Genomic DNA, 21,794 nt, shown 5'->3' on the forward strand with positions numbered 1-21,794 from the left:
AATGGCTGAGATTAAAAACTTAGGTATCTTTGGTAGTAGTAATAAAGGACTAGATAAAATAAAGCAGCGATCAAAGGAGAGGGCAAGAGAAACAACTATAAGTAATATTCCTAAGACTAATAGTACCTCCAGAAGCCAGAAAACAAGCTCTGTAACTCATGAAGTACCTATTCGAAAGAAAAGAAAAGGTGCCCCAATAACAAAATTTGATAAAGTTTACGCTGCAATGCAATCTGTTAAATTATCTGCCCTTACTAATGCTACAGCAAGCATCATGGTTGAAAAGTATGAAACAAATATGAAAAAAGACGAATTATTACGGAAAGCTTTAAATGAATATATTCGATTAAATCTTTCTCAAGAAGATAAAAATGATTTACTTAATTCTGTTGCCCTTGAATTAGATTTGTTTAGAGAAGCCCATCCTATTATTCCTGATGTAGATATAGACAATAATGTGATACGTTCGTCTGAAGAAATAAAGCAAGAAACGTTTACTGATATAAAGAAACAATGGGGAATCAACGATAAAATAAGAAAATAAAAAAATACCTACCATATTTATTTAAAGTGGTAGGTATTTTTTTATTACTTATTGATTTTTTGAAGTCTATAAGGAGAAGTATAAGTTTTGAATTTTACACTTTCCTTACGTATGTTTAAATATATTTAAGGTGGTAACTAAATGTAATAAAAGTGGTAGATAAATAAGAAGTAATATATATTAAATACTGATGTATAAGTAATGAATTTTAATAAAAGGTAGTAGATAAATGCTATTAAAGTAGTAAATAAATATCAATAAGGTAGTAATTAAATAAAATAAATATTTTTTAAGTTATAAAGATAAATGGAAAACACTAGATAAAACGTTTTAAGGTGGTAACTAAATGCAATAAAAGTGGTAGATAAATAAGAAGTAATATATATTAAATGTTGATGTATAAGTAATGAATTTTAATAAAAGGTAGTAGATAAATGCAATTAAAGTAGTAAATAAATATTGATAAGGTAGTAATTAAATAGAATAAAACCGGTATTTACGTTATAAGTATAGGGGAAAAGTACTAGATAAAACAATTTAAGGTAGTAACTAAATGTATTAAAAGTGGTAAGTAATACATAATAAATATTGATATATAAGTAATAGAAAGAAACAAAATGTAGAAGTTGAAATGGATAAACAGCCAGACATTTTTCGCCGATTTGTTATTTATAGATAGGTTTATACAGATAATCCTAAGGTATAATAATCTAAAAATAAGGATTGCTGTTGCTTGGTTTTGATTGAACAAAAAAATAGAAATATTGTTAATCCATGTTACACTAAACTTCTTTATCAATAATTTTTTTAGTACGTCTGTAACGTTCCAGGTGCAGCAAATAATCGTCTTGCAGTTTTAGAAGGTCTGAATATACCTGATCCATAGTCTTGCTGGCCGACAAAGAAAGAGAATAAATAAATGAAATAGGAAGTGTTTCAATTTTTTTGTTGCGAGTAATCCAAGAAGAGACAGTTCCTTGAGAGAAAGCATGTAATTCACAAAATTCTTCTACAGTAATCCCTAGTTGCTTGATAACGTATGCGTTGATAGGGTGTGGATATACAAAGGTTTTTCTAGGCATGGTGGGTAAGCTTCCTTTCTTAGGTTATTAATGCGTTTGCAGTAATATTGTACTAAAAAACATGCAATAAGGGAAGGGCGTTCCTGCTTCTTTTTTGTTGACCTTCTTTAATAATGTGTTATACTAATAATGCGGAAGACATAAGTTCGATATGAACAGCACAATAGCCCAAACCTCGTCACAGGTTTGGGCTATTTTTTTCGTCTTGCGGATAGACGTGTGGGCTAGGACAACTTGCATGGTTATCTGCTAATCATCTAACCAATGGTCAACTAGTAAGATTACTAGACCCACAAAAAGTGGGGCGATAACCAAAGACATAAGTTCGTACATAAACAGCACCCCCAATCGGAGGCAAGTTGCCGAAATAATTATAACATAAATTCGAATATACCTATACAGTAGTAAACCTTCAGTGTTTTACTTCAACTTTTAGCTCTCTTTTTAGTACGTATACTCGTTTACATAACGAGCATTTGTACTTAACTGAATCACTTGACACTCTGCTCGCAAGACACCCACACGCACACTGTACGTATGCAACGCTACTTATTTTATTGTTGTCTTTAATCACTGCACCCTGGTAGTTAAATTTCTTCATAAAATTCTCCATCATCGTAATAATCTTTCATAAAAGCATCGATTGATTCTTATTCTTCATCTGATAATTCTGGAAGTACGACGTCCGCAAAAGGATTTTCCAATGTATCTACTGCAGACCATTTCAAAAAGTTATGAATTTTAATGTGCCTTATGTCGTAGAAATCGATTTGAAAATCACTAATTAAAACAACATCAAACTCAGCCATTCCCCGGAAAACACCAAACACATGCGGTTTTACACGATCATATTCATCCAATGAGTTCAACTGGATTTCAAGCACTTTATTTTGTTTAATTGAGCGTTCTAATAAGTATTCTATTTTAACTTGAGATTGTTGTGGAAGCCTTTCAATCTCTCGTGCATTGAATTCATTAGTTTCTTTGATTGCTGCTTGCAACTCTCCTAAAGGGAAAGCAGTTGGCCACTTCAAATCAAAAGGGCGGTCTACATAATCGTTATAAGGTGTAAATTCCTTTTTAGTTTTCTTCATTTGTTAACCTCCAAGACCGACGTTGCCACCTGCATGACCACCAACTAAGCCTGAACGATTCACAGCTGTCGCCCCTTCAAGAAGTGAGGACGCATGAATCAATGCTTTAAAACTAAATTTCTGACGGATTTTATCAATTAGAAAGTCTAACTGATTGTTTACTATTTGTTCTTCAGGAGGGGAGAAGAGATCTATTTGAAGTGTAGTATCCCAAACCAGCTTTCCAAAGGAGACTCCTAAATTTCGAATATCCATACCAGGAACATAGTTTTCTCGAAAAAGTTTCAAAACATGCTCGGTTAACACTTTTGTGTTGTTGCTACGAGCGATTTTAAGCTGTTTTCGCCAACCAGACCTGCCCAGTCCATCAACTTGTCCTTTAGAATAACCAACAAAAATTGAAACACATTCAGTTTGACAGTTTGAATTTCTTAACCTGGTTGCTACCTGGTCTGAAAGTTCCTTCAGCACTAATTCAATTTGATCCTTTCGAGCATAGTCTCTAGGTAATACTTGACTATTACCGAATGATTTTTCTTTGGCCACCTGCCTTTTTTCTCCTAAAAAACTACGATCAATGCCCCAAGCATGTGCGAACAGTTGTAATCCCATGACACCAAAGCGGTGTTTTAATAGATAGGGATCTGCATGTGCTAAATCATAAATCGACTCAATTCCTGACATCTTTAAACGAGCTGCCATACGCTTGCCAATCCCGCAAAATTCAGTGATAGGGGAGATAGCCCAAACTTTTTCTTGTACATCTTCATATCTCCATTCTGCAACAAAACCTGGTGTATTTTTTGCTTCATTATCTAAAGCTAGTTTGGCCAATAATGGATTATCACCAATGCCAATTGTAACGTATAATCCCATATGATTATAAATGACACGCTGAATAATTCTGGCCAATCGATAGGCCGTATCACAATTAAAATATCTCAACGAAGCAGTTATATCAATGAAGCTTTCATCCACACTAAAAACAGAATGGTCTTCATCTGCCACAAAACGTTTGAGCAGATTATTAATTTCACTATTTCTTTTCATGTATAAATTCATTCTTGGTGGAACAATAATCAAATCTGGGTGATCAGGCACTTCATCTTTACGAGTCACATTAGAAATTCCCAGGACTTTTTTTGCCATTGGCGAAGCAGCAAGCACTAATCCGCCTGTATTATCCGCACCACTCATTACTATAAGCATTGTTTTGAGGGGATCTAAGCCACGTTCTACACATTCTACGCTCGCGTAAAAGGATTTTACATCGATACATAAAACATCTCTCCGGGGTTCTTTGAATAATCAAATTTCATGCAAAAAACCGTCCTTTCGAGTTACATTATACGAACTAACGTTCTGTTTTACAACAATAAAATTTCAGTTTTCCGAATTTTCTTGAATTTAAAGTAGCTTAGAAATCTACAGTCATTATTTTTTTAGTTTGTTTTTAACGCGCAAGTAGATATCAACCAGCCAGTAAATAATTGTAATTAATACTATTACTTTTAGAAAGTTCACCATGAATACTAGATTGAATGCGTATTTTAACCACAACAGCCATAATATAATCGCGATAACTACTTTTCCAAAGGTATTCAATTTCCTAACCAATAACCAATGTAAAAAATCTTCTCCTTTGTTTTTAGTAGCTCTATATTCTTCTAGAATATTTTTTTTCATGTTTAAACCTCCTTTTTCTCATCTTATATTAACATATATATAATTAAACGTTAATATAAATATAATGAAAAAAAGGAGGTAGTTTTCTTATGAAAAAATTAGCACTAGGTTCATTGCTTTTAGTTGCTCTAGGTGTTATCGGGACATCTTTTGCTTTAACTACTGAAGTAAAACAAGAGGCTGGATATGGACATCCTCTTATTGATCACAAAATTTAGGCAAAAAAGACATCCCTTTTATTACTGTTAAAAGGAATGTCTTTTTTGTTCTCTAATAATTTCTCATTTTTTTAAGTACATATTACTTTTTCAGTCTTTTTTACAGCCCCTAATCAGGCACCTTTTAAATACTGGCTATCAACGTAACCAGTTATACGTTTTCCTCTTTAGATTTAGTACTCATGCTTGAGCGACAATTCAAGGCAGCAGTTGTTTTCACTCTATATTCACCATGACGTGTAGAAAGAGTAACTGCATTTTCTTTTATATCTTCAAAAGAAGTAGCACTTACCGGTGTAGAATTAGATATAGTTGCTGTGACTAAAATTCCAAGAAACAAAAAAGTAAATACTATTTTTTTCATGAAATCCCCTCCCATTATTAATTATTAGTCAGTAGTTGTTTTAGGCTTTGTGGCAGCATCACTACACTTATTTCTTTTTACTTTTTTTGATTTGTATTCTGTTATCCTGTTTCATATTTCCAGCGAAAAAAGCCATCCCTACTACCCCTGAAGATAAAACAAATTCTAAAGCTGACCAATGAAAAGATACTGTCAATATTAAGATAAGAAAAAAAGCAATTCCTAAAATAGCGTGTTTTGTTCCAAAATTCAAGTAACCAAAATTCATTAAGCACCTCTTTCCTCTCTTTATTCCCCTTGGACTTACATAAACCAGCTATCAAAAATTCAATTTTCTGATAATTATAATTCCTTAAAAATAGGCACTACTGTCCTTGCTTTCTGCCTCTGCCGATACTCCATTTTACAAAGACTACATCTAAAAATTGGCCTGTCCGTATTATTTTTACGTATTGCTAAATGGCCACAATCACATTGTACATAGTAGACTGGACAATATTTTTCTTTCTCTAAATTTATTTCTTTACCAAAAAAATCATATACCCTTCGTTTCATTTAAACTCCCCGCTATTATAGTATTTCTTTAATCATTAAAAGCAACAGCAAGAAAAGACAACCCTAAAACGCCAAACATAATTTGTTTTTCTGTAAAAGCCAACACTAAAAAAGAACAAGCGATTACTATCCATGACCATTCTTTTACTTGAAATTTTTTCATCTTTTCACCTTCCCATAAACCCATAACAAATCTATTGATGGCAGTAATATTTAAATGATTCTTCTTAATTATTATACCATATACCACACGCTCAACTCTACTAAGTACTCATGCGCAAAGTGATGGTGGAGGACCTTGGGATCATTATGTATATTCTAGAGTTTCTAAAGCTCAAAAAGCTAAAGTTGATCAAATGAAGAGACAAATGGGAAATTGTGTAGTGAAAAGTATTTATAATGCTGTTGCATTCAGAGGTATTTCTTTAAATGCTGCTATTCAAGCAATGTATAATATTGGTTCTTGTCATGGCTTTAAATAGACAGATTAAATTTGGAATAACTTCAACAAACGGAATAAAATTTAATAAAACAATCCATAAAGGTAATCCTGTAGCCCTAATCCGTTTAGTTTGAAAATATAAACTTGTCAGAATAACAAAAAGCATTAGTATTTTTAGAAAATTAAAAATAATAGGGTCTCCGAAATTCAAAAATAAATATTCCCAATAAAATCTTTCTAAGAGAGTCTGATTATAAATTAAACAAGCCATTCCCTCTAATACAAAACCTATAAAAAATAAACAAATCATTGCTTTCCAAAAATCTAATCTGTTCATTTTTGCTTTATAGTTTAATAGATTTTCCATAGTTTAACCTCCTAATTTTTTATTTAGTATAATTATAGTGTACTGTAATTTATTTGAAAAATCATCTCTTAGTCTAGTTAATCTCGAGTATATGTTTATCAAGATAATTCCCGTCCTTAATTTGTAATCTGCCTATGCAGTGCTAGATCTTCAATTAACTGTTCTTCTTTTGCTTGTTTTTTTGATCCGTTTGAGAGTAGATAAAGAAATACCTGTCATAGTTTTATTAGACAAATTCCAGTAGATATAATTCCAATTAGTGGAATGAAGCCTAGTAATGCGCAATATTTAGACCATCCAATATCAACAAACCTTCTAGCGTTTGGTCATCTATAGGCTCATTTGGCGTTCCAACGTTTCCACTTACGAGGGAAGCAAGGAGCCAAGATTGACATTGGCTTGGCACTCATGGCATTAAATTTAAGAGAATTAGGGAAATATATGGAAGGAAAGCAACGTAAAAATGAAAAACCAAGTCCGATTTTGAAAGTAATCATTAAAATCGGACTTGGTTTCTTTTGGAGAAAGGACTATTGTCCCACTCTTATTCTTTTTATTAGCGTATTCTTCAAGTTCTTCTCGTAATAGTGGGACTTTTCTCTTCAGTTTCGTAAAAAGGAATTATATGTCCAAGTTTTACTACTTGTTTAAAAGTATTTGTTGCTTGACCAGTTATGTGTGCACCCATCTCTTCGCTGACTAAATGATTAGACAATCAATTTACTACTTTCTTTTTGGTTGTTTCGTTTGATAAATTAAACGTGTCTTTGGATAAAATTAACTAAAAGTCTGAAGAAGATCAAATAAGTAGCGGAATATATTTATAGAAAAGCCTATTAACTGTTGGTGCTAAGAAAATATCTAGAGATTACAAGTCAGTAAATATTTTCATTGCGAGGTTAGGGTTTATAAATTCTTATAGGTGTAAGATTATTAGTTAGTAATCGCGTAACTTAGAAATACATTCTTTGTTTACCGATGTCTAAATTATACAGCTGAATATTTTAAGACTTATGTCTCACTTTCATTATTATCTTTCTTCAGGATTTGTATACAATTGAATAATTTTTTAGGAATACGCATAATAGAAGAGTACATAGTATAGAGTTCATAAAAATTCTATAAAATTTTAAACAATATAGGGTTTAGCTGTGACTAAAGGTTTTTTTAGAAAAATTAACCATAGCACATAAAAAAGAACAATAATATTTATGAATAAGGATAGACAATATAAACTTAGAAGAGTATATTATTTATCAAGAAAATGAAATTTTGGTTAAAGAAAAGTATTTTATATTGGAATGGGGATGTGTATATGGATTTTGGATTAAATTTTGATGGGGAAGAAAAGCGTGTCAATGTACTCGTTTACTGTAAAGAGGCTGATTCAAACGAAGTATCTTCATTCTTTGATGACAATCAAGAATATGAAGTAGAAATAGTTTATGATTTAAATGATTATGTATGTGATAATAAAAAATACTACTTAGTACTTTCAGACACGTCCATGGATGTTAATTTAGAAAATTTTATATCGCGTAATAGTGACCTAAATATAAGTTATCTTCTAGGGCGCAACAGAGATGAGTTGTTGATTTTACTTAGTAAATGTGGTAGTAAGAAAGAACTAAAAGGATCTAAAGATGTATATTTAAATATGATTGATCCAAAAGTCCAAGATTATAATAGTGAGATTTTTTCGATAATTAATAGAAAAAACAATCCGCTTACAAAATTGAAAAATTTTAAAGAAATAACGAGTCTCTCTATGATATTACATGGTAATGGTGAAATTCTTTATTTTGGCAAAGAGAAATTAATATCTAAAGGATTGACGAAAACGTATAATTCAGATTCATTTTTGAATTTTTTGAATATTCATAATATACAATCGATTTTTTTAGGATCTTGTTTTGGATTAACTTTTACAAACAATGCTCTTTATCATGACATAGTAGAGTCCAATATTCTAGAAGCAATTTTATATAGAGGGCTGAAGGATAACTATTTCCCAGAATGTATGTGGTATATAGTGTTGAAAAAATTTGGCTATAGTTTATCTCAATTAACTCGGATAATAAATAATAACATAAAAGAACGCTCTACAGATTTACCAAGATATGTTGCTATAGGAAACCCGTTAAATAGTAGCTTAAGAGAAGACGTGTTTCTGAAATTTGAAATACGCGAAGGCTATATTGAAACAAACGAAGAAGAAATTGCGGAAAGTAGATTTGGCTATATCGAAGGCCATAGAGAATTTGAAAAGTTAAGTAAATGTTTATTTGTAAGCAATGTTCGTATTACTTGGGTGTTGGATAGTATATCTGAACGAATTCTTTTTTTCTCAGAAACAAAAGTTCTTCCCCAAAAAATATACTTTGTGAATAAACAAAAGTTTTTTAATATTAATAATTATCAAATGGTGGAAGAAATAATTGAGCTGAAAGGTAGCATAAACAATAAAGAAAAAAATGCGCTAAATGATTTAAGGAATCAGTATTCTAGTTTAGAAAAATCATTAAATTATGCCAATTTTTTTTCTGATGAGGCTAAAAAGATAATTACCAAAATAAATAAAATTAAAGAGAAAGAAATGAGTTTGCTTTTTTCTTTTTTAGACAACATAGTTAAAAGTAAACAGAATGCTCTCTCTCCATTAAGTGAGACATATATAGATAGCTTTAAACTAGTAGACGTTAATAATGGAACAGAATGTCCCTATTGTAGCTATAATATTTTAGAGAAGCATGTAAAAAGACATTTAGGACAAATGAATAGAAAACAAGAATATTGTGCAAATTGTGGACAAATTACTGATATAACCGATCCAAACATAATAAAAGTAACAATTCTTAGTGAAGAGTGTCTCAAAGAAGAGAAGTTGTTAATTAAAGTGAAAATGGAAAATATTTCTGAACCTGGCTTAATAGCTATTAGTTTATTATATGACGAAGAAATGGATTCTCCTATAATGATACAGCCAAATGATAAAATGGAAGCATTTCATCAATACGAATATGAATTATCAAAAGTTTCGTTAGTAAACTCAATTAAAGTTTACTGTATTTTCAACAATAAATTAAATATTTACAGTAAGCCTTTTAGAAAAGAAATTTGAAAGGAAAATCATACTATGGATAAGCAAGCACAAATATTTAAAGATTTTTTTTCGAATGTGGGGTGCTCTAAGGATAATTTAATTGCCGGACCTTGTTCTATTGAATCAATGGAGCAGCTTTTTTCAAGTGCAAGTAACATTAAAAATTTAGGTTATAAATATTTTCGTGGAGGTGCTTTTAAACCAAGAACTACTCCAAGTAGCTTTCAAGGTTTAGGAGTACAAGGACTAGAGTACATGAAAGAAGTAGCAGATAAGTTAGAATTAATGTCAGTATGTGAAATTATGTCAAAAGAACAACTAGTATGTGGATATGATTACATTGATATTATTCAAATTGGTTCTAGAAATATGCAGAATTTTGAGTTGTTGAAGGAAGTAGCAAAGATAAAAAAAACAGTTATTTTAAAAAGAGGGTTAATGTCCACAATAGAAGAGTTCGTAGGAGCTGCAATGTATCTTCGTGAACAAGGAAAGAAAAACATCATTCTCTGTGAAAGAGGTATACGTTCTTTTGATGTTGAAACGAGAAATACTCTGGATATAATGTGTGTCCCTATTATGAAGGAAAAAACGGGACTACCTATAATAGTAGATGTTTCGCATTCTACAGGTAGAAAAGACTTGCTTTTACCTGCTGCAAGAGTAGCTAGAGCGGTGAACGCTGACGGTATAATGATAGAAACTCATCCAAATCCAGAAACTGCTTTATCAGATAAAGAGCAACAAATAGACAATATAGAATTTGAAAAATTTTCAAACGACTTATGGAGGGATACGTATGAATACTGAAAACTTATGGTTAAACTTTACTAATATTAATGATTTTGATGAAAATCCTTTTGTTATTAATAAAGTAGAGGGTTCTTATGTCTATGCAAATAATGGAAATAAATATGTAGATGCAATATCTGGGATTTGGAATGTTTCTCTAGGATATTCTAGGATAGATATTATAAATAGAATTACTTCTGCTTTGAATTCTTTGCCTGCGACTGCTTTATTTGGCCGGGCCTATCCAGATTTAATAGATTATTCAAATAGATTAATAAGTAAATTGCCAGAGTTCGATAGAGTATTCTTTGGAACTGGTGGATCTGATAGTGTAGAAACCGCCTTGAAAGCTGCACAAAATTATTGGTATCTTAAAGGTTTGAAACAGAAAAAAAAGATAGGACATTTTAATTACAGTTACCATGGTGTTTCATTAGGCACAATGAATGTGATGGGAGAACGTCCTAATAGAGAAGGTTGTGTTTTGGATGAAGAGAACTACTTTACTTTAGATTTACCCGACCAAATGTCAGATGACTCAATTATAGAGCAAATTATTAGCAATGATGTAGAGCAGATAGCAGCAATTATTGTAGAACCAATTATAGGTTCGGGAGGGATATACGTTTTTTCTGCAGAATTTTTACAAAAATTAAGAGACTTTACAATTCAAAATAATATTTTACTTATTTTTGATGAAGTTGTGACAGGATTCGGCAGAACGGGTTCTTTGTTTGCATATCAGGAACTAGGGGTAATCCCTGACATACTTGTTCTGGCTAAGGGAATTACTGCAGGGTATGCACCGCTAGGCGTTACAGTTTTTACAAGTAAAGTTACAGAGCCATTTAAAAGTGATAAAAAATTTTTACATGGATATACTAATGCTGGATCTGTAGTAGGTATAGCAGCCGCTCAAGCAGTGCTAGACATTTTTGAAAATGAGAATATTTTAGAAAATGTCAATATACAGTCTAAAAAAATATTTGAAAAATTATCAATGTTAAAAGAGAAGTATCCAAAGAGTATTAAAAATATTCGTGGTAAGGGATTAATGATTGGAATTCAATTAGTTGAGCAAAGTCAAGACGAGCATGAATTGGACTATTTTTATCAATTGTTAGAAAAAGAACATATCATTAGTCGTTCAGCATACCAAAATGTAGTAGTTCTAATGCCACCACTAACTTCAGATAATCAATTTATTACTGACTTGCTTGAAAGAATAGAAAGAGTGATAGATCAATATGGGGAAAAATACGAAAAATAAAATAGCTCTTGTGACAGGTAGTTCTCGAGGAATAGGAAAAGCTATTGCTCAAAGTTTAGAAAAAAAAGGATATACAGTAATTTATCATGCTAAAAGTAAAAATTCGTTAGATTTTCTTCCAAGTAACAGTCAAATTTTTATTTCTGATTTTTCTAAACCCGAAACACTTTTTGATAGTTATGAGAGACTATATCGAGAAGTTGGTGATATTGACGTGCTTGTTTTAAATGCAGGGATAGGAAGACCAGAGCAGTTTTTAGAAGAAGATAGTTACTTGGAGGAAATTATTAATATTAATTTAACAGCTCAAATAGTACTATCTCAAGCACATTTAAAAATGCATGCTAATAATTTATCTGAGGGACAATTAATTTATATATCTAGTATAGCAGGTAAAATATTAAGACCAAATTTCCCCTTCTATTCTATGACAAAAGCCGCGGTATCTCATTATCTTAAAATAATGAGTCAGCTCTATCTAAAACACAGGGTTAGAATAAATATTATATCACCAGGATCTATAGAAACAGATATGACAAAAGCTGCAGTTCATCAATTTGCTTTGGAAAACGACATAACTTATGAACAAGCAGAAAATGAACTGTATAAAAATATTAACTGTCAAAGTAGATTGGGAAATGTGAAGGACGTTAGTAATATGGTAGATTTCTTGGTATCTGAAAAATCTAGTTATCTTAATGGTGAAGATATTAGCTTGAATGGAGGATACAAGTATGCTTGACGAGATAAAAATAGAATCAAATTTAAAAACTTATAAAGTGATTTTTTGTGATACTCCTATTGAGTATTTAAAAAAGAATGTTAATGAGGGTACAAAAATATTCTTAGTAACAGATACCAATGTATATTCAATTTATAAAAGTTTTATTGAAGAATTAAATTCAATATTTTTTGTTGAATTGTATATTGTTGAAGCTGGTGGAAATAGCAAGAATATGAGGAATGTATCTAAAGCGTACTCTAAACTAATAGCAAAAAATTTTAAAAGAAATGACATTACTTTAGCTTTTGGAGGAGGAGTTATTGGTGATTTAGCAGGATACATCGCAGCTACGTTTAATAGAGGAATGAAATTTGTTCAAATACCTACAACTTTGCTAAGTCAAGTAGATAGTTCTATAGGTGGAAAGGTGGCCATTCACTTTGAAGAATTAACCAATATGATAGGGACAATTTATCCACCTGAAGTAACTCTAATTAACACAAAATTTCTTAATACTCTTCCTAATCGAGAGCTATACTGCGGATACAGTGAAATTATAAAAATAGCCTATTTACATGATCAAAAATTATTTAAAGTTTTACAATTATATTCAGATGATCTACTAAGACGTACAAATGATTCATTACTTAAAAGAGTTATTTATCAGTCAATTGTATTAAAAAAAGAAATTGTAGTAAATGATGAATATGAGAAAAAAGAGCGATTAAGCTTAAACTTTGGTCATACATTGGGACATTGCCTCGAGACAATTACACAACACAAATCCCTTTTACATGGCGAAGCAGTTGCAATTGGAATGTCTTTTGAGGCAATGTATGGATATCATATCTATAACTTAGAATACTCTCAACTCAAATCATTATTAGATGTTTTAAAGGTATACCATTTACCCACGACATTTAATCTTATAAAGAATGAGAATTCAGCTGAGAAATTATTAGAAATAATGAAAACTGATAAAAAAAATGTTGGAGACGAAATAGCTTTAGTTGTTCCCACAAAAGAATCATATAGAATAGAAATGTTAGATTATAAATCAAATATTTTAAATAATGAATTAAAAATATTTTTAGGAGTTTAACTATGAAAATACTTATTGCTAAAGGCGGATCAGAACAAGAAAAAGATATAGCTGACAGTGCGGCTCTACGTATTGAATATGAGTTGAAAAAACATAATATGGAGGTTTCTACTGAGGAAATCGCAAATATATTGAAGAATACGGATATTATTACTGAGTATGATTTTATTTATATTATTTCATATGGAGGTATAGGAGAGAATGGGGCATTCCAGGCAATCGTTCAAGAAAAAGGAGTACCATATTCTGGATCAATAGGTACAGTAAGTGCAATGTCTAAAGATAAGTATTTTTTCAATAAAATATGTACTTTGCTTGGAATTAATATTCCTAAATTTTTTTCCATATCTTCAAATTCATGTAGGAAAGAATTTGTTTTAAAAATGAAGGAATCAGCTTTGCAGTATCCTGTGATACTTAAGCCTAGATTTAATGGTGGTTCAAGTGCTGGTATTAAAAAAATATATAATGAATATGACTTTGAAGAAGCTGTTTTAGAGAATAAATCTATTGATGATTACTTTTTAATACAGGACTATGTAGATGGAGATGACTATATTAGCGGAATCATTAGGAATAATCAAAAAGTTGAATTGATTTCTGTGGGTAAAGCGAAAATCAATAAAGATGAAAATTTTTATTGTAGATACACCAGCGGCTCCCCTCTTTTCACTCTATTAAATAAACAGAATGACTTTTTGGTAAGTGAAATAAAAAAAATAAGTGAGAAAATTGCTGATTTTTTTGAAATTGGTGGAATGGGATACATTGATTTTCGAGTGAAAAATAATATTCCTTATGTTATTGAATTAGGCGTTATGTATGGAATTTCAGAACATAGTATTATACCTTTCTCTGGTCGAGAAGCTGGATTAGATTTGTATGATTTAATATGTTTCGACATAAAACAGTCACTAAGGAGATGTGGGGTGTACTATGAACGGATCTAAAAGAACGTTTTATTTAATAACATTTGGAGAATTTATTTCAAACATTGGTGATAGATTTCAAAAAATAGCATTTCCTATACTAATATATAATATTACACAATCTTCTGCTGCATTGAGCAGTATGGTCATTATAGAAATGTTACCACAACTTTTTTTAGGGTTTATAATGGGGTATATTCTTGATAGGTATAGCCGAAAGCTTAGTATGTGTATAGCAACTTTGATTCAAATGGTATTGTGCCTATCTATACCATTTGTTCATAAGTATGATGGTGATTTGTGGTTATATTATATAATAGCATTTTCATTACCTGCATTTGCTATATTTTTTCAAACTAGTTTTTCAGTGGTTTTGCCTACCCTATTTTCAAAAAATGATTTACAAAAGTTTAATTCTCAATTTCAAACAGTAAGAACTTTTTCCAAGTTGCTATCGCCAGGGATAGCAGGTATGTTGATGACCAAAATTTCTATTGACTTTATGTTTGTGTTAAATGGTTTAACGTTTTTAGTGTTATTTATCATTTTAATAATCTCAAAAATTCCAGAAATTGAAATAAATGAAGAAAATGAAAAGCTCAGTACGATATTCAATGGATTTATAATTAACTTTAAAAATTACTATTTAAGAATTGCGTTGTTATTTACTATTGTAATAAATATATGTATGGTGGGTTTTAATTCATCGATAATTTATTACTTAAAATCAGAACTGATGTTGAATGATCAGTTAATAGGCATAGTTTATTCTATTTCTGGTTTAGGTAGTTTATTAGGGGCCGTATGTTTATCTACAATCTTAAAAGATAAATCAGTGATGAAAACATTAACCATTTCTATGTTACTAATTCCAGCATTTGTAATAACAAGCGCGGTATTTAATAATTGGATTATTTTTGCAATTTCGTATGCATGTATGAGCTTTATGATTACAGTAGCTTCGGTATCCATAACGACTTTACAGCAACAACAAAGTGATGAACAAAATCTTGGTAAAGTTTTATCTAGTGCTTTTGTTATTTCAATGACATTAGCGCCTCTAGGTGGGATTATCAGTTCTTCTGTCTCAACGAATTATAGCTCTTCTTTTAGTTTGATTGTATTAGGAACAGGGGCATTAATACTAGTACTATCGATATTTCTTATTAATTTGGGGAAGAATAAGTAGGTGAGAAAATGAATACTAAAAAATTTGAAGATTTCAATATAGAAGATATTTATTCAGAAATGGAATCAGGTTTTTGCGTAGAGAAACATGAAGCAAATCATACACTGATTATACAATTATTCAATGGTGATATTGATCTTTTAACAAAAAGTTATTGTAAATATTTTAATTATGACAGAGTTGTTATTAAAGATTTAGAAGAACTTTTCAATGGAATAACTATAGACTATAGGTCTATTATTATTGTTGATTCTTTTGATTCTTTAGACTATCAAAATTTGACTAAAATTGTAGGTTGGTCATGTAAAAAAAACATTTCAGTTGGCCTGATAGTTGGGAATGAAAAAGATATTGCGTATCAGATGTATAAATCTATAAAATATTCGAAAAATGTAGAAATTGTTAATGAAAGAATGGTTTTAACCCCAAAGTATACTGATATTCAAATGGGAAATCTAACCATATCTTCTGTTTATAGTCCTACAGTAAATAAACAATTTTTTTCTAAACAAAAAATTTTTACGGGAATTTTCGGAGGTGGTAGAATAGACCAGCTTTCTATAGGCAGCAGGTTAGTACTAACAACAGAAAATAAAGATGAATTTACATTGCAACCGGATGATTTAAACACTGAATTTTTAATGATAAATGGTTGTGTTTTAGGTAATACTTCTCCAAAAAAATTTGAACGAAAAGGAAGAAATATTTTATCAAGAGATATATTAAGAAGCAAGATAGTTGGATATATTGCTCCTTTTGCTACTAAATTATCAGATGAGGAAGAAGTGGAATTATCTCAAGCTATTTTTGAATCAGGTTTTTCTATAGGTATGACAGCTCTATACAGTAATTTATATTGTATTTCACATAACTTATCGCCAGTTTATGCATATTATGGAGATCCTAATCATGTAGAGAAGAGATTAGATAATAACTACTACGTTAAAAAGATAAAAAAAGAATCAAAACTAATGACAAGTAAAACTAAATACTTTTATTTTGATACTGACATATGTGAAGAAATAGTTGTAACGAGAAAGAATACTGAGAATTTGATTGATAAGATAGAACTGGTAGATTTCAATTATAATCAAACAATTTATGATATCAGTCAGTTCAAAAAAAATATAAAGGCTAATCAAAGCATAAGTAAATTATTACCAAATACAAATGAATTCAAAAAAATGCTAGTGAAAAATCAAGAGCTATATTATAGTCTCGAAAAAAATTTTTACCTATTAGGAAGCAACACAGCACATAATAAAGACATTATTAACAAGATTAGTAATATACAAAAAAGCAATGAATTATTAACTGATAATATTATGGCTTATTGGGAAAAAAATATTACAAAAGATAAATATAGGTTGTATGATTTACACTTCGGGTATAATCAGCGAAGTGGTATTCAAAAAAAGGATGTATGCCCAGTTTGTAATGATTATGAAGTTAGCGAAATATTAAGTATAGACTACTTTGATTCATATAGTAGATATATTAAAATATGCCCCTCTTGCTCTATTATAGATGATAAAACAGATAAAGTCCTTGATTTAAAGGTTGTTCAATCTTCTCTAAAAGATGATATGGTTGAATTAGATGTTAATATGTTTAATAATTCTAACTTTAAAATTTACGTTACTACTTCTCTTTGTGTTAGAGGTATGGAAACAGTGAAACAAGTAAAAGATGAGAGGTATGAAATTGAACCAAATTCTTATATAAAGGTGAATTTGAAACGGAAGTTAAAACAAAGTGGTTTACTTAAAGATATTGTTTATGCAACGATTTTATGCTTAGTTAACGGTGGTATTTATTTATTTAAAAGACAGTTCTATATTTAGGAGGCTATTGAGATGAAATTGGGCATTTTTTTTGGAGGTCAGTCAACAGAGAGAGAAGTATCTTTTAACACTTGTTATAATATTTGCAAGGTTTTATCTGGAGAGATAGATATTGAGTTGTTTGAGTTAGACCTTGAAGGAAAAATATGGATGATAAACCGTACTTTTTTTACCAAATCAAATTGGAATTATAAGGATATTGGAATGTACAGAATGAGCTGTGCTGTTGAATATAACGTGGATATATTCATGTCACTAATACATGGAAATTTAGGAGAGGATGGTGGACTACAAGGTCTATTTAGAAGTTTAAATAAACCTTTTGTTGGCTGCTCTACATTAGCATCGGCACTTTGCATGGATAAAGATATTACTAAACGGATTCTAGATTATGAAGGAATAAATGTTGCTGACTGGTTAGTTATGAAAACAAAAGAGTCCTACACCTATGAAGAAATTATTGAGACTTTAGGTTGTCCTTTTTATGTGAAACCTGCAAGCTTAGGATCATCTGTAGGAATATCACGAGTAACAACAAAGAAAGAATTTGTGGAAGCACTAGATGTAGCATTTACCTTTGATAAAAAAATTGTTCTGGAACAAGAAATAAGAGGTATTGAGATAGAATGTGGAGTAATTGGTAATGAAAAAGTAATTGTAAGTGAAGTTGGAAGTATTGAAACGGAAGAAGATGGATTTTATGATTATACAAAAAAATATGTAGATGAACATGGCGCAATATTAAATATTCCAGCATTGATATCTAAAAATTTAAAAAAAGAGATACAGGACTTGTCAAAAAAAATTTATGGTATATTAGAATGTCAAGGTATGGCAAGGATAGACTTTTTTATTGATCAAAATGAGATGATTACGGTAAGTGAAGTTAATACAGTGCCAGGATTTACGAACAGTAGCATGTTTCCCTTACTTTTCAAAGAAATAGGTATTAGCTATAAAGAATTACTGCTAAGTTTAATTAGCTATGGTTTTGAAATGCATGAAAATAACAATAAAGTTAAATATGAATTATAGTTTGACAATATAATTATTTGTGTTGTATAATTTGTGTACCGGGTTGGCGGAACTGGGATACGCGCTTAGATTACAGCTAAGTTAGACATGAAATGTCTTTTGGGGGTTCGAATCCTCCACCCGGCATAAAATTTGAACAACAGACATACTTATATAATAGTACTTTACTGTTATATAAGTATGTCTACTGATTTAGAAATTATACTTTTTTTGAATACTCTCCAACTATATAATATAATTGAATTTCTTTTATATTTTAATTATTTTTTGAGATACATAAAATATCTAAAAAACTCACTGTTAGTCAAAATAGTGAGTTTTTTGTGTACATGCAAGTTTATATTATTTTATATGAATTCTAAGGCTTTAAAATTCTGACCATCCTTTGGGTGTTTGCCTCAGCGTTAATAATTTTAACAATTCACCCGGCGTTTGAAAGATATTTTTTAAAGTGAATTAGCTAATGGCAATATCTTTTAGATAAAGAGGAAACTAACTATAATAAAGGACTTGTTTAGTTAGTGAGAATGAAGAAAAATTTTTTACTCTCATTTATTTCTTAAGAGAACACTTTTACCTTATATCGAACATGATTTTAATTGTTTAAATTGAAGTATCCTAAAAATACACTATAGGAAGCACAATATTAACTTCTTTACAAATCTATCTTAGACAGCCGGCGGAAAACGGCTGTCTATTTCTTTTATTTAACTAATGCCTATTACCGATAGTTATAAATTGACTGAAGATTTTTGACAATGTTTTTTTATCCCATATCTCGAAACTAAAAACTTTTTCAACAATTTAATAATCTTTTATCTATTTTCTATATTTAAATTATTTCTCACTAAGTAACTGCTCTTCTTTTGCTTGTTTTTTGATTCGTTTGAGAGTAGATAAAGAAATACCTGTTTTCTTTTCTACTTCTCGCATGCTATTTGTTTCCATTAACTCGAGTGCATGTTTATATTTATCATTCAGAACTCTTTTCGGACGTCCTTCTCGATAGTTTTTATTGTTTGCTCGATGCCACTGTTTTCCTTCTTGTGTTCTCGTGACAATTAGGTCTCTCTCAAATTGTGCGAAACTCCCTAACATGTTCATCATTAATGTTTGCATCGAATCACTTTTATTTGGCTCAAAGGTTAGGGCATTATCTAAGAAGGTGATAGTCACTCCTGAATTGTTTAAAGAAGAGATAATCGAATTTAAATCAACAATACTTCTAGCCAGCCGATCAATTTTCGTCACTAAAACTTTATCTCCAGTTTTTACAATAGAAAGTAGTTCTTCTAATTCTTTTCTTCCTTCTTTTTTTGTTCCCGTATATTTTTCACTGAAGATTTTTTCTGCTCCAGCTTGTTCTAGTTTTTGAATCTGGGTTTTGTAATCTTGATTACTAGTACTCACTCTTGAATAACCATAAATGGACAAAATTTCCTCACCTTTTCTGAACATAAGTTTATGAACCTAACGAATCAATTCTAAAACATCTAATATTGATTAGATAACTAAATTACACTAAATTAATTAAATATAGTATATAATCATTTAAAACTATTTAATTATTTGGTATAATAAAATATAAGAGGTGATTGTATGTTAACCACAAAATCTAGAAAACAAGGAAGTTCTGTAGTATTGACATTACCATCTAATAACGGACAGAAACCAAAAGCAGACCAAGAATATATAGTGATGTATTCTGATGATGGGACAATTACGTTAGTCCCTAAATTACAAGATCCATTTAGTGGTGGATCAGAAGGGGAGTACTACGAAAAAGATGAATGGCATGACATTGAACCTGGAGGGAGAGAATTATTTTAATGAGTGACGAAAAGAAATATATTCCTAAAAAGGGCGATATTGTATGGATAGATTTCGATCCTTCAGCTGGAAAAGAAATACAGAAAAGACATCCAGGTCTAGTAGTTTCTAGATACGAATTTAATAGAAAGACGATGTTTGCAGTAATTTGTCCCATAACTTCTACAATTAAAAATATACCAACTCGTTATACATTACCTGATGAAATGGAAACTCGTGGACAAGTCGTTATTTCCCAATTAAAATCTTTAGATTTTACAGAAAGAAAGTTAAGCCAAATAGAACATTTACCATTAAAGGATATGGCTAAAATAGATCAAATCATTGAATACATTTTTTAATTATAAATAGGAAGAAAGGATACATATAATAATTAATATTCATGAATTCTTTCTTTTTATAACGTCTATTTACTATAAGATATTATAGTAAATAGGTAGAAAGGAGGATAAATTGAACCTAAGAAAAATAGAACATGAAATTGAAGAAATATTGTCTAAAGATTCTCATTCATGGGTGCGCCTATACGAGCTAATAAGAGAAGTAGAATATAATAAATTATGGCGTAACGAGTATAGTTCTTTCACACAGTGGATTAAACATTTAGCATATGTAGCAGGAGTAACTGAATCGCTAATATGGAAAAGAAAAAAAGCAGGAGAAATATACTTTGACTACCAACAACGAGCAAGAAGTAGGGGAGTTAGTGTTCCTAACATAGAGGATGTAGAAGTCAGTCCAGATAACTTTGAATTAGTAGAAAAAATTAGTCAAGGAAACAGCCAAATAAAAGATGAATTAATGCAGCAAGTTTTAGCAAAAGATATTAAGAGATCTGACTTATTAAACACTTGGTCAACTATTAAAACGATACAAGCAAAAGAGGGTGGAGGAATAGTTAAAAAAAATAGATACTCTAAAATTGATAGTAGCGACGAACAAATATTTACTATATCTGATTTTTCGTTTGCATTGTCAGATAGTTCGTGGTTACAAAGTACTAATAATTCATATCAAAAAGGAAAATCAGTTTATAAGTTAGTTCCCGAGTTCTCCTTTTATTCTTCGTTATTAACGAGACAAGTTACTTTAGATTTTCTATTACTAGAAAACGTTTCTAGTAAATATATACAAGAGTTAAATACGCATAGCATCGAAATAGTTTTTTCGGATAACAAACTTAACAATATAATTTTAAACACTAAAACTAACTATAGCTGGGTAGTTGTTCCTGAAGATATCTTATTACTTGCATCTAAAAAGCTTCCTGAAGGAATAGGATTATTAAAAATTTCAGATAAAAGAAAAATTAAAATTGTTAAACCTGCGGCACACAATATCGAAACTAGCAAATTAGATATTTTACAAGCGTTCATTGTTAAAAATATCTAAATTAATGTCTTTTATATGTAATAACAAAAAACATTTATTACATAGCATCAACTATCTATCATGATAATTTTCCAGATCTAAAAAAAGACATTGAGTTTATTTTCACCATTAGGAAAAAGGAGAATACTACTGGAGAAAAGCTGGATAATACGTAATATGTATCTTTAGCTTTTTGATTGTTATGTAGCTTTCGTGCTAAAATACATTGAAAAACTTAGCATGAAAGTTGAAA

The 21,794-nt window shown here is 30.3% G+C and carries 23 protein-coding genes, 1 tRNA gene and 3 pseudogenes; 16 read left to right on the plus strand and 11 right to left on the minus strand.

The genetic code is table 11. The features are described from left to right. The first annotated feature begins 1 nt into the window (after position 1). Entirely contained in the window at positions 2 to 544 is a 543-nt protein-coding gene (locus AB1I62_RS00975; protein WP_002375363.1) for a hypothetical protein, read from the plus strand. Between the two features lie 782 nt (positions 545 to 1,326). On the opposite strand, the gene AB1I62_RS00980 is transcribed toward AB1I62_RS00975, so the two are convergent. The 6 genes and pseudogenes from AB1I62_RS00980 to AB1I62_RS01005 form a co-directional block, all read right to left on the minus strand. Then, the gene (locus AB1I62_RS00980) at positions 1,327 to 1,626 is read right to left on the minus strand and encodes a type III secretion system protein PrgN (protein WP_163402654.1); all 300 of its coding nucleotides are present in this window, start codon (positions 1,624 to 1,626) and stop codon (positions 1,327 to 1,329) included. Between the two features lie 249 nt (positions 1,627 to 1,875). Further along, positions 1,876 to 1,959, minus strand: coding sequence for a type I toxin-antitoxin system Fst family toxin (locus tag AB1I62_RS00985; RefSeq protein WP_115256601.1), 84 nt, complete (start codon positions 1,957 to 1,959; stop codon positions 1,876 to 1,878). 79 nt (positions 1,960 to 2,038) lie between these two features. After that, complete coding sequence (locus tag AB1I62_RS00990) at positions 2,039 to 2,239, minus strand: excinuclease ABC subunit C (RefSeq protein WP_240466857.1); 201 nt, start codon at positions 2,237 to 2,239, stop codon at positions 2,039 to 2,041. Continuing rightward, positions 2,214 to 2,720, minus strand: a pseudogene (locus AB1I62_RS00995) (hypothetical protein). Before AB1I62_RS00995 ends, AB1I62_RS00990 begins: the two are co-directional and overlap by 26 nt. A gap of 3 nt (positions 2,721 to 2,723) precedes the next feature. Beyond that, positions 2,724 to 4,039 (minus strand): annotated as a pseudogene (locus tag AB1I62_RS01000) (Y-family DNA polymerase). A 115-nt stretch (positions 4,040 to 4,154) separates the two neighbouring features. After that, positions 4,155 to 4,406 (minus strand): hypothetical protein, encoded by a 252-nt coding sequence (locus tag AB1I62_RS01005; RefSeq protein ID WP_002358196.1) that lies wholly within the window; start codon positions 4,404 to 4,406, stop codon positions 4,155 to 4,157. An 89-nt stretch (positions 4,407 to 4,495) separates the two neighbouring features. On the opposite strand from AB1I62_RS01005, the gene AB1I62_RS01010 reads away from it, so the two are divergent. Further along, positions 4,496 to 4,624, plus strand: coding sequence for a hypothetical protein (locus tag AB1I62_RS01010; RefSeq protein WP_002409262.1), 129 nt, complete (start codon positions 4,496 to 4,498; stop codon positions 4,622 to 4,624). A 151-nt stretch (positions 4,625 to 4,775) separates the two neighbouring features. Here the strand turns inward: AB1I62_RS01010 and AB1I62_RS01015 are convergent, their stop codons facing one another. The 4 genes from AB1I62_RS01015 to AB1I62_RS01030 form a co-directional block, all read right to left on the minus strand. Beyond that, entirely contained in the window at positions 4,776 to 4,988 is a 213-nt protein-coding gene (locus AB1I62_RS01015; RefSeq protein ID WP_367018890.1) for a hypothetical protein, read from the minus strand. Positions 4,989 to 5,055: 67 nt separating this feature from the next. Continuing rightward, complete coding sequence (locus tag AB1I62_RS01020; RefSeq protein ID WP_367018892.1) at positions 5,056 to 5,256, minus strand: DNA helicase UvrB; 201 nt, start codon at positions 5,254 to 5,256, stop codon at positions 5,056 to 5,058. A 315-nt stretch (positions 5,257 to 5,571) separates the two neighbouring features. Continuing rightward, a complete protein-coding gene (locus AB1I62_RS01025; RefSeq protein WP_258286212.1) occupies positions 5,572 to 5,706 on the minus strand; it encodes a hypothetical protein in 135 nt (44 codons plus the stop codon). Positions 5,707 to 5,968: 262 nt separating this feature from the next. Next, positions 5,969 to 6,352 carry a DUF805 domain-containing protein gene (locus tag AB1I62_RS01030; RefSeq protein WP_367018894.1) on the minus strand — a complete coding sequence of 128 codons (384 nt, stop codon included), beginning with the start codon at positions 6,350 to 6,352 and terminating at the stop codon, positions 5,969 to 5,971. A 321-nt stretch (positions 6,353 to 6,673) separates the two neighbouring features. On the opposite strand from AB1I62_RS01030, the pseudogene AB1I62_RS01035 reads away from it, so the two are divergent. From AB1I62_RS01035 to AB1I62_RS01085, 11 genes and pseudogenes are all read left to right on the plus strand, one after another. Beyond that, positions 6,674 to 6,937 (plus strand): annotated as a pseudogene (locus AB1I62_RS01035) (IS5/IS1182 family transposase); the annotation flags it as partial. Between the two features lie 730 nt (positions 6,938 to 7,667). Beyond that, positions 7,668 to 9,473 carry a hypothetical protein gene (locus AB1I62_RS01040; protein ID WP_367018896.1) on the plus strand — a complete coding sequence of 602 codons (1,806 nt, stop codon included), beginning with the start codon at positions 7,668 to 7,670 and terminating at the stop codon, positions 9,471 to 9,473. A 15-nt stretch (positions 9,474 to 9,488) separates the two neighbouring features. Then, a complete protein-coding gene (locus AB1I62_RS01045; protein WP_367018898.1) occupies positions 9,489 to 10,265 on the plus strand; it encodes a bifunctional 3-deoxy-7-phosphoheptulonate synthase/chorismate mutase in 777 nt (258 codons plus the stop codon). Further along, positions 10,255 to 11,517 carry an aminotransferase class III-fold pyridoxal phosphate-dependent enzyme gene (locus tag AB1I62_RS01050; RefSeq protein ID WP_367018899.1) on the plus strand — a complete coding sequence of 421 codons (1,263 nt, stop codon included), beginning with the start codon at positions 10,255 to 10,257 and terminating at the stop codon, positions 11,515 to 11,517. Before AB1I62_RS01045 ends, AB1I62_RS01050 begins: the two co-directional genes overlap by 11 nt. Further along, positions 11,495 to 12,259: an SDR family NAD(P)-dependent oxidoreductase gene (locus AB1I62_RS01055; protein WP_080476208.1), complete on the plus strand. Its 765-nt coding sequence runs from the start codon at positions 11,495 to 11,497 to the stop codon at positions 12,257 to 12,259. The genes AB1I62_RS01050 and AB1I62_RS01055 overlap by 23 nt, the downstream gene beginning before the upstream one ends. Next, the gene (aroB, locus tag AB1I62_RS01060) at positions 12,252 to 13,343 is read left to right on the plus strand and encodes a 3-dehydroquinate synthase (protein WP_367018901.1); all 1,092 of its coding nucleotides are present in this window, start codon (positions 12,252 to 12,254) and stop codon (positions 13,341 to 13,343) included. Before AB1I62_RS01055 ends, aroB begins: the two co-directional genes overlap by 8 nt. A 2-nt stretch (positions 13,344 to 13,345) precedes the next feature. Continuing rightward, positions 13,346 to 14,293 carry an ATP-grasp domain-containing protein gene (locus AB1I62_RS01065; RefSeq protein WP_065536096.1) on the plus strand — a complete coding sequence of 316 codons (948 nt, stop codon included), beginning with the start codon at positions 13,346 to 13,348 and terminating at the stop codon, positions 14,291 to 14,293. After that, positions 14,280 to 15,461 (plus strand): MFS transporter, encoded by a 1,182-nt coding sequence (locus AB1I62_RS01070; RefSeq protein WP_367018903.1) that lies wholly within the window; start codon positions 14,280 to 14,282, stop codon positions 15,459 to 15,461. The genes AB1I62_RS01065 and AB1I62_RS01070 overlap by 14 nt, the downstream gene beginning before the upstream one ends. Positions 15,462 to 15,469: 8 nt before the next feature. Further along, entirely contained in the window at positions 15,470 to 17,305 is a 1,836-nt protein-coding gene (locus tag AB1I62_RS01075; RefSeq protein WP_367018905.1) for a hypothetical protein, read from the plus strand. 12 nt (positions 17,306 to 17,317) lie between these two features. After that, entirely contained in the window at positions 17,318 to 18,340 is a 1,023-nt protein-coding gene (locus tag AB1I62_RS01080; protein ID WP_367018907.1) for a D-alanine--D-alanine ligase family protein, read from the plus strand. 38 nt (positions 18,341 to 18,378) lie between these two features. Continuing rightward, a tRNA-Val gene (locus tag AB1I62_RS01085) sits at positions 18,379 to 18,466 on the plus strand. Positions 18,467 to 19,177: 711 nt separating this feature from the next. Here AB1I62_RS01085 and AB1I62_RS01090 read toward each other — a convergent pair. Beyond that, positions 19,178 to 19,798, minus strand: coding sequence for a recombinase family protein (locus AB1I62_RS01090; protein WP_242391762.1), 621 nt, complete (start codon positions 19,796 to 19,798; stop codon positions 19,178 to 19,180). Between the two features lie 141 nt (positions 19,799 to 19,939). Here AB1I62_RS01090 and AB1I62_RS01095 point away from each other — a divergent pair, with 141 nt between their 5' ends. From AB1I62_RS01095 to AB1I62_RS01105, 3 genes are all read left to right on the plus strand, one after another. After that, complete coding sequence (locus AB1I62_RS01095; RefSeq protein ID WP_002362431.1) at positions 19,940 to 20,170, plus strand: hypothetical protein; 231 nt, start codon at positions 19,940 to 19,942, stop codon at positions 20,168 to 20,170. After that, complete coding sequence (locus tag AB1I62_RS01100) at positions 20,170 to 20,511, plus strand: type II toxin-antitoxin system PemK/MazF family toxin (protein ID WP_033598524.1); 342 nt, start codon at positions 20,170 to 20,172, stop codon at positions 20,509 to 20,511. Before AB1I62_RS01095 ends, AB1I62_RS01100 begins: the two co-directional genes overlap by 1 nt. Positions 20,512 to 20,623: 112 nt before the next feature. After that, positions 20,624 to 21,562 (plus strand): hypothetical protein, encoded by a 939-nt coding sequence (locus AB1I62_RS01105; RefSeq protein WP_033598526.1) that lies wholly within the window; start codon positions 20,624 to 20,626, stop codon positions 21,560 to 21,562. The last annotated feature ends 232 nt before the right edge of the window (positions 21,563 to 21,794 follow it).

The sequence above is a fragment of the Enterococcus sp. AN402 genome, from assembly GCF_040719405.1.
Taxonomy (GTDB): domain Bacteria; phylum Bacillota; class Bacilli; order Lactobacillales; family Enterococcaceae; genus Enterococcus; species Enterococcus faecalis.